Source organism: Paraburkholderia unamae (assembly GCF_003268775.1).
GTDB lineage: Bacteria > Pseudomonadota > Gammaproteobacteria > Burkholderiales > Burkholderiaceae > Paraburkholderia > Paraburkholderia unamae.
In genome coordinates, this window is record NZ_QLSU01000003.1 from 56,604 (window position 1) to 69,609 (window position 13,006).

General features: G+C 64.6%; 14 protein-coding genes. 8 read left to right on the plus strand and 6 right to left on the minus strand.

Annotation, left to right across the window (positions count from 1 at the left end; genetic code table 11):
* Window positions 1-44: 44 nt before the first annotated feature.
* The 3 genes from tssB to C7401_RS05470 all read right to left on the minus strand — a co-directional run bounded on the left by tssB (window position 45) and on the right by C7401_RS05470 (window position 2,395).
* Window positions 45-581 (minus strand): type VI secretion system contractile sheath small subunit, encoded by a 537-nt coding sequence (gene tssB, locus C7401_RS05460; RefSeq protein WP_112170350.1) that lies wholly within the window; start codon window positions 579-581, stop codon window positions 45-47.
* A gap of 212 nt (window positions 582-793) precedes the next feature.
* A complete protein-coding gene (locus tag C7401_RS05465) occupies window positions 794-1,456 on the minus strand; it encodes a response regulator transcription factor (protein ID WP_112170351.1) in 663 nt (220 codons plus the stop codon).
* A 150-nt stretch (window positions 1,457-1,606) separates the two neighbouring features.
* Window positions 1,607-2,395 (minus strand): COG4705 family protein, encoded by a 789-nt coding sequence (locus C7401_RS05470; protein WP_112170352.1) that lies wholly within the window; start codon window positions 2,393-2,395, stop codon window positions 1,607-1,609.
* A gap of 291 nt (window positions 2,396-2,686) precedes the next feature.
* On the opposite strand from C7401_RS05470, the gene C7401_RS05475 reads away from it, so the two are divergent.
* Complete coding sequence (locus C7401_RS05475) at window positions 2,687-2,959, plus strand: hypothetical protein (protein WP_112170353.1); 273 nt, start codon at window positions 2,687-2,689, stop codon at window positions 2,957-2,959.
* Between the two features lie 37 nt (window positions 2,960-2,996).
* On the opposite strand, the gene C7401_RS05480 is transcribed toward C7401_RS05475, so the two are convergent.
* Window positions 2,997-4,778 (minus strand): sigma-54-dependent Fis family transcriptional regulator, encoded by a 1,782-nt coding sequence (locus tag C7401_RS05480; protein ID WP_112170692.1) that lies wholly within the window; start codon window positions 4,776-4,778, stop codon window positions 2,997-2,999.
* 470 nt (window positions 4,779-5,248) lie between these two features.
* On the opposite strand from C7401_RS05480, the gene C7401_RS05485 reads away from it, so the two are divergent.
* The 7 genes from C7401_RS05485 (at window position 5,249) to C7401_RS05515 (ending at window position 11,093) form a co-directional block, all read left to right on the plus strand.
* Complete coding sequence (locus C7401_RS05485; protein ID WP_112170693.1) at window positions 5,249-5,524, plus strand: phenol hydroxylase subunit; 276 nt, start codon at window positions 5,249-5,251, stop codon at window positions 5,522-5,524.
* 41 nt (window positions 5,525-5,565) lie between these two features.
* Window positions 5,566-6,429: an aromatic/alkene monooxygenase hydroxylase subunit beta gene (locus C7401_RS05490; protein WP_112170354.1), complete on the plus strand. Its 864-nt coding sequence runs from the start codon at window positions 5,566-5,568 to the stop codon at window positions 6,427-6,429.
* On the plus strand, window positions 6,422-6,694 hold the full coding sequence (locus tag C7401_RS05495; RefSeq protein WP_112170355.1) for an MmoB/DmpM family protein: 273 nt from the start codon (window positions 6,422-6,424) through the stop codon (window positions 6,692-6,694). Before C7401_RS05490 ends, C7401_RS05495 begins: the two co-directional genes overlap by 8 nt.
* Window positions 6,695-6,719: 25 nt before the next feature.
* Window positions 6,720-8,339 carry an aromatic/alkene/methane monooxygenase hydroxylase/oxygenase subunit alpha gene (locus C7401_RS05500; RefSeq protein ID WP_112170356.1) on the plus strand — a complete coding sequence of 540 codons (1,620 nt, stop codon included), beginning with the start codon at window positions 6,720-6,722 and terminating at the stop codon, window positions 8,337-8,339.
* Between the two features lie 38 nt (window positions 8,340-8,377).
* Entirely contained in the window at window positions 8,378-8,740 is a 363-nt protein-coding gene (locus C7401_RS05505; RefSeq protein ID WP_112170357.1) for a phenol hydroxylase subunit P4, read from the plus strand.
* Between the two features lie 17 nt (window positions 8,741-8,757).
* Window positions 8,758-9,822, plus strand: a complete 1,065-nt coding sequence (locus tag C7401_RS05510) for an NADH:ubiquinone reductase (Na(+)-transporting) subunit F (RefSeq protein ID WP_112170358.1) — start codon at window positions 8,758-8,760, stop codon at window positions 9,820-9,822.
* Between the two features lie 179 nt (window positions 9,823-10,001).
* Window positions 10,002-11,093 carry a porin gene (locus C7401_RS05515; protein ID WP_112170359.1) on the plus strand — a complete coding sequence of 364 codons (1,092 nt, stop codon included), beginning with the start codon at window positions 10,002-10,004 and terminating at the stop codon, window positions 11,091-11,093.
* A gap of 42 nt (window positions 11,094-11,135) precedes the next feature.
* On the opposite strand, the gene C7401_RS05520 is transcribed toward C7401_RS05515, so the two are convergent.
* Together C7401_RS05520 and C7401_RS05525 are read right to left on the minus strand one after the other, a co-directional pair.
* Window positions 11,136-11,390, minus strand: a complete 255-nt coding sequence (locus C7401_RS05520) for a DUF2934 domain-containing protein (RefSeq protein WP_112170694.1) — start codon at window positions 11,388-11,390, stop codon at window positions 11,136-11,138.
* Between the two features lie 208 nt (window positions 11,391-11,598).
* A complete protein-coding gene (locus tag C7401_RS05525) occupies window positions 11,599-12,930 on the minus strand; it encodes a phospholipase A (RefSeq protein WP_112170360.1) in 1,332 nt (443 codons plus the stop codon).
* Window positions 12,931-13,006 lie beyond the last annotated feature (76 nt).

Consider the following 13,006-nt stretch of genomic DNA (forward strand, 5'->3'; position numbering starts at 1 on the left):
CCCGATTGATGCCGTTGCGCCCGCAACGACCGTGGCTGTGCCTGTTATGCGGCCGGTGCTTCCGGCACGGCGTGGGCCGCGAGGCCTTCGCCCGACTGTGCCTGGCTTTGCACCTGCTTCAGTTCTTCCGAGCTTTGCACGATGCGCTCGAGCATCGAGTCGAGTTCGTCGTTGCCGTCGAGTTTGGCGAGCAGGTCGCGCAGTTGCTGGCGCGCTTCGAGCAGCTTCGCGAGGCGCGGCACCTGGCGCACGATGGCTTCCGGATGAAAGTCGGCGAACTTGTCGAACGTGAGTTCGAGGCGCAGGCTGCCCTCGCCCTTCGCGGTGTCGGGCACCGAAAGGTCGAGGCGCGGGCGGATCTTGCCCATGATCGAGTTGAAGTTGTCGCGGTCGATCTCGACGAGGCGGCGCTCCTTGAGCTTGGGCAGCGGCTCGGCGGGATGACCCGAAAGATCCGCGAAAAGACCCACTACGAACGGCAAATCGCGCTTTTCGATCGCGTCGCCGGTCTCGACGTCGTAGGTGATCTGAACACGTGGCGGGCGATTGCGTCCCACCCACTTTTGCAGGCTATTGGACATGCTGGTCTCCGTAAAGAAGCCGAAACCGCCGGCGTTGGCCGTTGGCTGGCAGCGCAGGCAATCTTACGAAGAATGTTTTTGGGCCGCATTGGCCTAAAGTACAGGTCGCCGAAAAAATCGGCGAGCGCGTGGGAGGCGTGTGGAAAGGCCGTGGACAGGCCCTCGCTGGCCTGTAGTGGCCCTGATAAGGCGTGACGGATGACTGCGGGGACTTACTGGGGCTTGCCGAAGAGGCCGCCGCGACGCGCGATGAGCGTGGCCTGCGTGCGGTTGAGCGCGCCGAGCGCGGTGAGCACGGCGGAAACGTGCGCCTTCACGGTGCGCTCGGTCATGCCGAGATGATCGGCGATCTCCCGGTTGCGCAGCCCGTTGCACACGAGGCGCAGCACCTCGCCCTGGCGCGGCGTGAGTGTGCTCAGCAGCGTGGCCTCGTCCGTGTGCGCGGCGCTGCGCATGGGCGTCAGCGGCGGCACCCGGATGACCGTTGTCGCGCCCTCGTGCCACGGCATGCCCGCCCGCACGCACGCCAGCGCGTTCACGAGCGTGCGGCTGTCCGCCGACTTGTGCACGAACGCATGCGCGCCCGCCGCGAGCGCGTTTTGCCGGTCGTCGGGGTCTTCGGAAGCGGAGAGCACGAGAATGCGCACGCCGGGACGCAACTGCCGCAGCCCCTTCACCAGCGCCGCGCCGCCGATGTCGGGCAGGTAGTAGTCCATGATCACGCTGCTGATGTCCGCATGCTCGTGGACGGCGGCGAGCGCCGCGTGGCCGCTGGCCACGTCGTGCACCGTGAGTTCCGGGTCCGCCTTCGCGATCGTGAGCAGCAAGCCCTCACGGAACATCGCGTGGTCATCGATCAGCAATACGCCTGTCACAGCTTTCCCCCGAATATGCGTGTTCTGGGTGACGAGGCAAGCTGAGGCGGGATGCGGCTACGTTGCGCGGGTCACCGTTTGTCGTTCTAACCGCAAGCGCGGCGTAAGCCGAATCATAGTATGTTTTCGAGATGACATGGAAAATCGGCTTCAGGCGGCGCTTGCGCGTCGCGCGGCGCGCTGCGGCAGCACGGCGATACAGCCGACGATGAAGATGAGCAGCAGCGCGGACGCATAAAGCCGGCTGAATTCCAGGCCGCCTTGCGCCACGGGCTTGTCGAGCAGGTCGCCCAGCGTCGCGCCGAGCGGGCGCGTGAGCACGAACGCAAACCAGAAGAGCGCCGTGCGCGACACGCGCGGCCACAGCCACAGCAGGCCCACGACGACCAGTGCCGCGCCGAAGATCACCGCGCCCATTTCGTAGCCCAAGCCCAGCCCGCCGCGATCCTCACCGGCGACCCAGTCGCCCAGCGCCGTGCCCAGCGTTTGCGAAAAGAGGATCGTGGTCCAGTAAAACCATTCGACGCGCGCGCTCGCGACGCTCTCGATCGACACCGTGCCTTCCGCGCGATACCAGACGCCCAGGCTCGTGATCAGCAACAGGAGAATAATCGACACGCCGCCGGGATAGCCGACACCGAGCGAGCGGTCGAAAAAATCGGCCAGCGTCGTGCCGAGCGTGGTCGTGGCGACGATGGTTGCCCAGTAGAGCCAGGGATAAAAGTTGCGGGCACGAATCTGCGCCGAAACCAGCACGACGAAGCCCGCGAGAAAGATGAGGGAGCCGACCAGGTAGCCCAGGTTCAGTGACATCGTCACCCAGTCTCCGCCCGTTTCGCCGAGCGTGGTGCACGCCACCTTGATGATCCAGAAGCCGAGCGTCACCGCGGGAACCTTGCTCACCGCGTGGTCGATAAAAGTTCGTGAAGCGGAAGTCATTGGACACTCCTTGCGCCACATGACGGGCGAAATGGAACAGCCTGCGACTATAAGGCCCCTTTCCTTAGCTAAACCTTAGCTGAATACCCAGGCTGCATGAATGTGGCCCGTAAAGGCAGATATGCGCCGCTTGCTTGTGCATAAGCAAACTCTAAGGTTGGATGCGTACGCTGGGTACATACGTCGTGCAGAAAAGCATGGCGTGTCGTTCCGCAAGCGTCGTGCCTGGCGTGTCCAGTCCGGCATCACTTATCAGGATTACGAATCAATATCCACGATGGAGTCCATATCATGAAAGCACTACTTGTTTCCGCCATTCTTTCGCTCGGTGTTGCGCTGACCCCGGCCGCCTTCGCGCAAAGCACCACCCCGGCGCAAATGCCGCAACACACTTCGCAGGGGTCCGGCACGCAACGCGCCAATGACTCATCGGGCTATGGCATGGAGGGCGGCGGCACCTCGAATGCTTCGGTGCCGGGTTCGTCTCGCGCCTTCACACAGGCGTCGAACCATGCCTCGAACATGCACAACGAGGGTCGCAACGGCCTCTTCGCGCACCATTGAGCGCGGGCGCTTCGGCCGCGCGCCCCCTGCGGTTCGATCACACCCGCAAACCGCGGCTCTTGAGCCGATAAACCAGTTGTGCGCGCGTGATGCCGAGGTTGCGCGCCGCCGCCGAGAGGTTGCCCGACGCCTGGCGCACCGCGCTCTTGAGCAACGCGGACTCGATGTCGTCGAGCGAGAGCGGCGGGCCTTCGTTTTCCGTGCCCATCAACAGGCTCGTGACCTGACGCGTGACGCGCCCCGCTTCGTCCTCCGACCCCGCGAGCATATTGAGCTTGTCGGAGGGCAGCAGCGCGCCGTGCTCGTCCACGCCGAACACCGAGAGATCGAAGGTTTCCCCGCTGATGAAGAGATGGCCCACGTCGATCGCGCCGTCGTCGGCGGCGAGTATCACGCCGCGCTCCACGATGTTCTCCAGTTCGCGGATATTGCCGGGCCAGTTGTAGCTGAGGATCGCGTCGATGGCGCGGCTCGTGAAGCCCGTGACGTTGCGCCCGTGGCGCTCGCGGTATTTGCGCAGGAAGTGATTGAGCAGCACCGGCAAGTCTTCCTTGCGCTCGCGCAGCGAAGGCACGCGCACCGGAAACACGTTGAGCCGGAAAAAGAGGTCCTCGCGAAAGCGCCCCGCGCGCACTTCGTCGCGCAGGTCGAGATTGGTGGCCGCCACCACGCGCACGTCCACACGCCGCGTTTGCGTGTCGCCCACGCGCTCGATCTCGCCTTCCTGTAGCGCGCGCAACAGCTTGCCCTGCGCCGTCATGGTGAGAATGCCGATCTCGTCGAGAAAGAGCGTGCCGCCGTTGGCGCGCTCGAAACGTCCGGGCCGGCTTTGCGTGGCATCTGTGAAGCCGCCCTTCTCGACGCCGAAGAGTTCCGACTCCACGAGCGACTCGGGAATGGCCGCGCAGTTGATCGCGACGAACGCGCCTTCGCTGCGCTTGCTGATGCGATGCAGCGTGCGCGCGAACACTTCCTTGCCCACGCCGCTTTCGCCGAGAAAGAGCACCGTCGCGCGCGTGCCCGCCACGCGCCGGATCATGTGGCAAACGGCATTGAAGCCCGGCGACGCCCCCACCATGTTGCCGTCGCCGAACGCGGTGGGCGTTTCGCGCGGCGCGAGCGCGCCGTAACCGCTCAGCGCATGCGTGTGCTCGTCGCTCGCGGCGAGCCCCTGCGTGAACGATTGCGCTTTCAGGAAGCGCAGATCGTTGGTGGCCTCGTCGCCCCACGCCTCGATCGGCTTGCCGATGATGCGGCAATACGATTGCCCGAGCGCGCGGCACTCCACCTCGCGATAAAGAATCGGCCGCCCCATGAACACGCTCGTGTAGCCGCTCGCGTAACCGATCTGCGTCCAGCACGCGGGCTCGGCGCCAATGCCGTAAATGCGCACGTGCTCTTCGTCTTCGGCGCAGCCCTTCCAGAGAAACTCGCCGTAGTAGTGGCCCTTCTCGACGTCGATTTCGAGCCGCACCGGCTCCACCTCGGTCAGCCCTTCGAGCATGTGCAATTGCGGCCCTACCGCGAACATCTCGGCCACGTCGTTCGCGGCGCGCACCTTGCCCACGAGTTCCGCGTCGCGCGCGCCCGAGTTGTAGCCCATGCGCGTGAGCAGCCCGCGCGCGGCGTCGATGCCGAGACTGTCGATGAGCTCGCGCCGCAGCGTGCCGAGCGACTGCGCGTGCAGCAGCACCATGCGCTGATCGTCGAGCCAGATGCGGCCGTTGCCGGGCGCGAAGCGCAGGCGCGACATGAGGTCGGCGATGTCGGGATAACGCAGGCTGTCCACGCGCGCGCCCTTGGGCGTCACGAGTTTCATCTGTCCGCCCGTGTGATCGCCCGCCTGATCGCCCGTCCGATCCCCCGTGCGGTCCCTCGCTGGCTCCGCCTTGCGTTGCGTACCCATGCTGCGCTGCTCTCCGCTTCGATGAACGGCCACACGATAGGGGAAGCCGCCTGGCCGCGCAAGACGCAATCGCGCGCCGCCGTCGGCCCTGCGGGTAATCCCCGATGCTCGTTTGAGCAAGCGGTTTCGGGCCTCACGCCGGGCATTCGATCATTTGGTCGAACCGTCCGCATGCCTCGCGACGGGTGCCGCCGCCCATCGCGAAGCGGCCCGATCGCGCCAAACGCCGCACGCGCAAGGCCTCGCCCTCACGGCGCTACGCCCACCACACGCCACCCGCTGCGCCCTGGCCCGCTCATTGCATATAGGGAACACCACGCGGCGCATTGCACGAAAAGATCGAAGCACATCGAAGCGCCGCGTGGATCAAAACGGAGGAGGCAATGAGCAAACCGCAATCGCTCGTCACCGCGCTGGAACGGCCCTTCGATGTGGCGCGGCGCTACGTGCGAACGAAGGCGCACCGCGCCGACGGCTTCGTCGAGTTCGAATTCTCGATTGGCGACCCGCGCATTTGCGTGGAACTGGTGATGCGCGAGTCCGACTATCGCGCGTTCTGCGCAACGCACGACGTCGTGCGGCTTTCCGCCGTGGAAGCCGCGGCGCTCGACGCGGAAGAACTCAAGTGGCGTTATGGCCAACCCGGTCTCGCCGAATAAACAACGTTGCATGCGCAATCGATAACAAGGAGGAGCAACAGATGCAAATCGACATCAAGACCTCGGCGGTGCAGCCGGTGCGGCAGACGTTCTCGCACATCGCGCGTCGGCTCGGCGCCGACAAGCCCGCGTCGCGCTATCAGGAAGCGACGTTCGACCTGCAACCCGAGGTCAATTTCCACTACCGCCCGCTGTGGCAGCCGCAATACGAGCTTTACGACAAGGCGCGCACAGCGATCCGCATGAACGACTGGTACGCGTTCAAGGACCCGCGCCAGTACTACTACGGCGCCTATACGATCGCCCGCGCGCGCCAGCAGGACACGATGGAAAAGAACATCGAGTTCGTCACGCGGCGCGCGCTGCTCTCCGGCTTGCCCGACGAACAGAAAGAACGCATCGCCTCGATCATGGTGCCGCTGCGCCACGTGGAGTGGGCCGCGAACACGAACAACTGCTTCGTCACGGCCTACGGCTGGGGCACCGCCATCACGCAGGCCACGATGTATCACAGCATGGATCGCCTCGGCCTCGCGCAGTATCTCTCGCGCATCGGCCTCGTGCTGGACGGCAATCTCGGCAGTTCGCTCGTGGCGGGCAAGGCGGCCTGGCTCGACGCCCCCATGTGGCAGCCGTTGCGCCGCCTGGTCGAAGACCTCATGGTCGTGCAGGACTGGTTCGAAACCTTCACCGCGCAAAACGCCGTGCTCGACGGCCTGCTCTACCCGCTCGTTTATCGCCATATCGATGCGCGGCTCTCGGCGCAATGCGGCGCGGGACTCGGCATGCTCAACGAGTTCGCGATTGCCTGGTTCGACGAAACGAGCCGCTGGGTCGACGCCACGCTCAAGACCGGCATCGCGATCGGCGAGAGCGCCACGCGCGCGGAGGCCCGACATGGCTGACACCGTCTTCATCGCCTTCCAGACCAACGACGACTCGCGCCCGATCGTCGAAGCCATTGCCGAAGACAACCCGCACGCCGTGGTCAACGCGCTGCCCGCCATGGTGAAGATCGATGCGCAGGGGCGCATCGTCATCAAGCGCGAATCGATCGAGGCGCGCATCGGCCGTCCGTTCGACCTGCGCGAGCTGCAACTGAACCTGATCTCGCTCTCCGGCAACATCGACGAAACCGACGACGAATTCATCCTGGCGTGGAACGCCTGAGCCCAAAACGACACGGAGACACACCATGAGCACGCCGGCATCCTCGCCCAAAAAACTGAGTATTAAGGAAAACTATGCAATGCTCACGCGCGGCCTTGCGTGGGAGAGCACCTATCAACCGATGGACGCGATCTTCCCGTACGACCGCTTCGAGGGCATCAAGGTCCACGACTGGGACCGCTGGGAAGACCCGTTCCGCCTCACGATGGACGCCTACTGGAAATACCAGGGCGAAAAGGAGCGCAAGCTCTACGCGATCATCGACGCGTTCCAGCAGAACAACGGCCAGTTCAACGTGACCGACCCGCGCTACATCAATGCGCTCAAGCTGTTCCTCACGGGTGTGAGCCCGCTCGAATACGCGGCGCATCGCGGCTTTGCGCTCGCGGGCCGCAACTTTCGCGGCGCGGGCGCGCGCATCGCCTGCCAGATGCAGGCCATCGACGAGTTGCGCCACGCCCAGACCCAGGTGCACACGATCAGCCAGTACAACAAGTTCTTCAACGGCTTTCACGACTTCCGGCACATGCATGACCGCGTCTGGTATCTGTCCGTGCCGAAGTCGTATTTCGAAGACGCCATGAGCGCCGGGCCGTTCGAGTTCGTCACCGCCATCTCGTTCTCATTCGAATATGTGCTCACGAATCTGCTCTTCATGCCGTTCATGTCGGGGGCGGCGTTCAACGGCGACATGGCGACGGTCACGTTCGGCTTTTCGGCGCAGTCGGACGAGTCACGCCACATGACGCTCGGCCTCGAAGTCGTGAAGTTCCTGCTCGAACAGGACCCCGGCAACGTGCCGATCATCCAGAAGTGGATCGACAAGTGGTTCTGGCGCGGCTACCGCCTGCTCACGCTCGTCGCGATGATGATGGATTACATGCTGCCCAAACGCATCATGTCGTGGCAGGAAGCATGGGAAACCTATTTCGAGCAGAACGGCGGCGCGCTCTTTCACGATCTGGAGCGCTACGGCATTCGCCTGCCGAAGTATCACGACGTCGCGACCAAAGAGAAGGATCGTCTCTCGCACGAGGCGTGGGGCATCTTCTACAACTACACGCACGCCGCCGCCATGCACACGTGGATTCCCACCGACGACGAGATGGACTGGCTCGCGCAGAAGTACCCGGCGACCTTCGACACGCTCTATCGTCCGCGCTTCGAATACTGGCGTCGCCAGCAGCAGGAAGGCAAGCGCTTCTACAACAACTCGCTGCCCATGCTGTGCCAGGTGTGCCAGATTCCCATGGCCTTCACCGAGCCCGACGATCCCACGAAAATCTGCTATCGCGAGAGCGACTACCTCGGCAACAAGTTCCACTTCTGCTCCGACGGCTGCAAGGACATCTTCGACAACGAGCCCGAGAAGTACGTGCAGGCGTGGCTGCCCGTGCACCAGATCTACCAGGGCAACTGCTTCGAAGCCGACGCCGATCCCGCCGCGCCCGGCTTCGACCCCATGCGCGAAGTGCTGCGCTACTACCACATCGAACCGGGCGCGGACGGCCATGAGTTCGAGGACTCGCCCGATTGCGCGAACTGGCGGCAGTGGACCGGCAAGCCCGCGTATGGCGGCGAGGTCGCCAGGGAAACGGGTAACGAAGCCGCAAGCGAAGACCAACCCACACGGCGCGCAGCGTAGGTCCTGCCGCAACCACGCCAAACACACGGAGACACATCATGGCAGTCGTCGCTTTGAACGAAGGCTACAGCGGGCCGATGCGCGATAGCGTGGAGAACTTCCACGGCAACCATCTGCTTTACGTGGGCTGGGAAGATCACCTCATGTTCTGCGCCCCGCATTGCATCGCCGTCGCGCCCGGCATGCGTTTCGCCACGCTCGCGCAGGAAGTCATTGCGGCCATGTACGGCATGCATCCGGACTGGCACTCGGTGCGACCCGAAAGCATCGAATGGTTCCGCTCGCGCGAGCGCTTCACGCCCGACTTCAACGCCAGCCTCGTGGAGAACGGTCTGGGCCACAAGGCCCTGCTGCGCCTGCGCACGCCAGGGCTCACGGGCATCGGCGGTTCGCACAGCTAGCACGGGAGGCAAGCATCATGAGCTATCAATTGACCATCGAGCCGATCGGCCAGACGATCGAGATCGAAGAGGACCAGACGCTGCTCGACGCGTGCCTGCGCGCGGGCGTGTGGCTGCCGCACGCGTGCTGCCACGGCCTGTGCGCGACGTGCAAGGTGCAGGTGAGCGACGGCGAGATCGAGCACGGCGAGGCGTCCCCGTTCGCGCTCATGGACTTCGAGCGCGACGAAGGCAAGTGCCTCGCCTGCTGCGCGCGCGTGCAGTCCGACGTGACGATCGAAGCCGATATCGACGAAGACCCGGATGCGCGCCATTTCCCGGTGCGCGACCATGTGGGGCGCGTGGCCGAGGTCGTCGACCTCACGCCCACCATCAAGGGTATTTTCGTCGAACTGCCAGGCGAAGGCATCGCGTTCCAGGCGGGCCAGTACGTGAACGTGCAGATACCGGGCGAGAGCATGCCCCGCGCGTTTTCGCTCGCGGGCGAGCCGGGCAGCGCGGCGCGCATCGAGCTCAACGTGCGGCGCGTGCCCGGCGGCAAGGGCACGACATGGTTGCACGAGCAACTGAATGTGGGCGACACGCTGCGCTTTGCCGGGCCGTTCGGGCGCTTCTTCGTGCGCGCCTCCGACCCGCAGCCCATCATCCTGATCGCGGGCGGCTCGGGCCTTTCGAGCCCGCGCTCGATGCTGCTCGATCTGCTCGCGCAAGGCGACGCGCGGCCCATCACCCTGCTCTACGGCGCACGTAGCCGCAGCGAGCTTTACTACCACGATGCGTTCCTCGCGCTTGCCGGGCGTCATGCGAACTTCAGCTACGTGCCGGCCCTTTCCGACGAACCCGCCGACTCGGGCTGGGACGGCTTTCGCGGTTACGTGCACGAAGCGGCGCGCAGCCATTTCGCGGGCGATTTCCGCGGCCACAAGGCGTACCTTTGCGGGCCGCCGGTCATGATCGAAGCCGCGATTCGCACGCTCATGCAGGGCCAGTTGTTCGAACGCGACATCTACACGGAGAAGTTCCTCACCCACGCCGACGGCGAGCAAGGCGCGGCGCGCAGCCCGCTTTTCAAGTCGATTTGAGTCTCGGCGGGCCGCAAGCGGGAACAACGGCACGGGCGCGCGCACCCGCAGTTCGGGGTGCGCCTCCCGCCCGTGCTTATCACGCATCGCTGTCGTTTGCTGCCTTCGGCGATCGAGTGTCTCGAAATCCGTTCGCCGGACCATTTATTTAGTATTACTTTATAAATAGAAGGAGACATATGAACCGCTTTTCTTTTGCGCGCAATTTCACGGCTATCGCGGCCGGTTTGTCGCTCGCCGGGGCCGCGCACGCCCAAAGCAGCGTGACGCTGTATGGCGTGCTGGACGCCAGCGTGCTGTATCTGAGCAAGACACTGAACCCCGCCACGGACACGAACGGCGGCAAGTTCATCGGCTTCGGCGATAGCGGACTCTCACCTTCGGTGTTCGGCCTGAAGGGCACTGAGGACCTTGGCGGCGGCCTGAAGGCGAACTTCACACTTGAAAGCGGCATCAACATGGGCACGGGCGGCTTCAACGACTCGAACGGCAATCTCTTCGGCCGCCAGGCCTGGGTGGGCATGAGCGGCGGTTTTGGCGACGTGAAACTCGGCTTGCAGTTCTCGCCCTTCTTCTTCGCGCTCTACGACCTGGACCCACGCCTATCCATGACGGGCAGTTCGCTGCTGCCGTGGCTGAACACCGTGGCCGCCACGGGCATCTTCACGCGCAACGCCGTTTCGTACACGAGCCCGGTGTTATATGGCCTGCAAGGCAGCGTGCTCTATGCGTTCGGCAATGTGCCAGGCGACTTCCAGGCGGGCAAGCAGGTTTCCGCAAGCCTCAAGTGGCAATGGCAGGACCTCATGGTCGAGGCCGCCTGGTTCGACAGCAACGCGAGCCCCGCCGCCGACACCGTGCCGCCCACGGCCGTGCCTTTTCAGGGCCGCATGCTCGGCGCCACGTACCGGTTCGGCACCGTGACGGCAAAGGCGTCGTTCACGAGCTTTCGCGTGAGCGGCGGCCCGAGCAACAACCTGTACGGCGGCGGCCTCGACTATCTGATCACGCCAACCATCGACGTGAACGGCGGCGTGTGGTACATGACCGACCGTAACGAAACGTCGAGCCACGCGGTGCTCGGCTCGATCGGCGCGTCGTATTCGCTGTCCAAACGCACGTCGCTCTATGCGCAGGTGGGCGTCGTGCACAACGACGGCAATGCACGCCTCGGTCTCGTTGCGGGCGAAGGGCTTTCGTCGGCCAACACGCTCTTCGCACCGGCGGGAACCACCACGGCCGTCAATCTCGGGGTCCGGCAGCTTTTCTGAAGCGCACCCGCCCGGGCGGGCACGCTTCAAACGCGCGCAGCCTCAGCCGCGCCGCTTGTCCCGTGCCAGTTCGTTGGGCGGCATCGTGTTGCTTTCCTGCAAGGGTTCGCCGACGATCCGGCGCTTGCCCGCCTGATCGCTGGCGATATGGGCGCCGTCGCCGTCGGCGTCCGATTCGGCGGCAATTTGCCTCTCCGCGCGGCTCCAGTATTCGTCCGCCTTGCCTTGCGGCGCGCCGTCGTCCTGCCAGAGTTGGTATGCGCGTCGCCGGACGCGCGCTTCGCGGTCGTCATTCATGATCGTTCCCTCCGGTGTGCGCGCGCCCGCGGCGAACGATTCGAATTCACCCGCTGCCGTTGACGCACGCCGGGAAACGCGCGCAATCGCGGTGCCCGGCGCAAAGCGCTTGCGCCTCACCGCGCTGCGTGCGATGAAGCCAGATCGACCGCAGGCGCGAGTCCGTTGGCCATCAGGCAAATTTAATCGTATGAAGATCAGCGCGATATCAGCGCGATACGGCAAAGCCGATGCGCGCGGACCAGCGGTGCTGGTTGTAATCGAGCAGATCCTCGCCGTAGCCGTTGAAATACCCGACCCACAAATAGCCGCCCCAGGCGTTGCCGAACAGCTTGGCGAGCGGGTATGTAAATTGCGCATCGACGCTGCCGTACCACGACTTCGTGCCCTTTCTCAGCGTGGTCGCGAGTTGCCAGCCATCCGGGCTGCCGTATTTGATCAGCAAGTCGACGTAACCGCGATAGTCCGCGATATCCGAGTTCTCTCCGGCGATATGCGTGTACCCATAGATTTTCGGCGCAATGGTCAGATGGTTCGCGTTGATGTCGCCGAAGTCCCAGATCGGCTTCACGTAAAAATAATCCAGGCCGCGCGACTCCGGTCCATCTTCCCCGTTCGAGTCGTGCTCATAACCGGCTTCTATCCCCATGCGCGTGAACCACTTCGACCGCCACCCGGTGTCCTCCAGGTAATAGAACAGCGCGGGCATGTAGCTCGTATCGCGGAACGGCGCCGAATATTCGTTGATGTCCCACAGCGACGTTTGCGTATACGCGAAATAAAGGTTGTCGACGAAACCTCGCGAGCGCGGATCATCGGGCAATACAAAACGGAACTTGAAGCTGATCTGGAATTTCGCGAGATCCGAATCGTTGGAGGCCCAGCCGTCCGCGAAATACGTGGGCTGGTAGAACGAAAAGCGGCCCTTGAGGAAGGTGGTGAGATCCGGCACGAGCGAATTCGAAGGCGTCACGCTCGAAGGCGGCATCTGGGCCGCGAGCGACGCGTTGCCCGCCATCGGTCCTTCGGCGGGCGCGATGGCGAGCGTTGTGGATGCAGGCGCAACGGCTGCGGGCGTGCTTCCTGGTGTGCTTCCTGGTGAGCTTCCCGGCGCGTTGGCGGACGCGTTGGTGGAAGTCCCCGCGCTCGCTGTGGCCGTTGCCGGCTTGCGCGTGAGCAGGACCACCGAAGGCGACACGTCCACGTCGGGCACGTCGATACGCACCGCGCCGCGCGCCCACTCCGGCCAGGGCGCGCGATAACTGACCGCCTTCATTTCGCCCGTTTCGAGCCGCACGTGTTCGGGCGCGCTCGCATCGCGCGTGAGCAGCACCGCCTTGGGCAGCGCCTCGCCGTTGGTGAGCGTAATGGTCAGGTTGCGCGGCACGTCGATGGTGGTGCCCGAAGGCGCGTCGCCGGTGTACACGATCGTCACGACGAGCGGCTCGTCGGAGCGCGCCTCGCGCGGCGGGCGCATGAAGGACACGGCCGCGCGGCTCACCGGCGCATGGCCCGCCAGCGTGGCCACGGCCAGCGCCATGCACGCCAGCCTGGCCCACGGCGGACGCGGCCCCGGTTCGGAGCACGAAAAGGTTTCCCCGCAAGATGCCATTCGA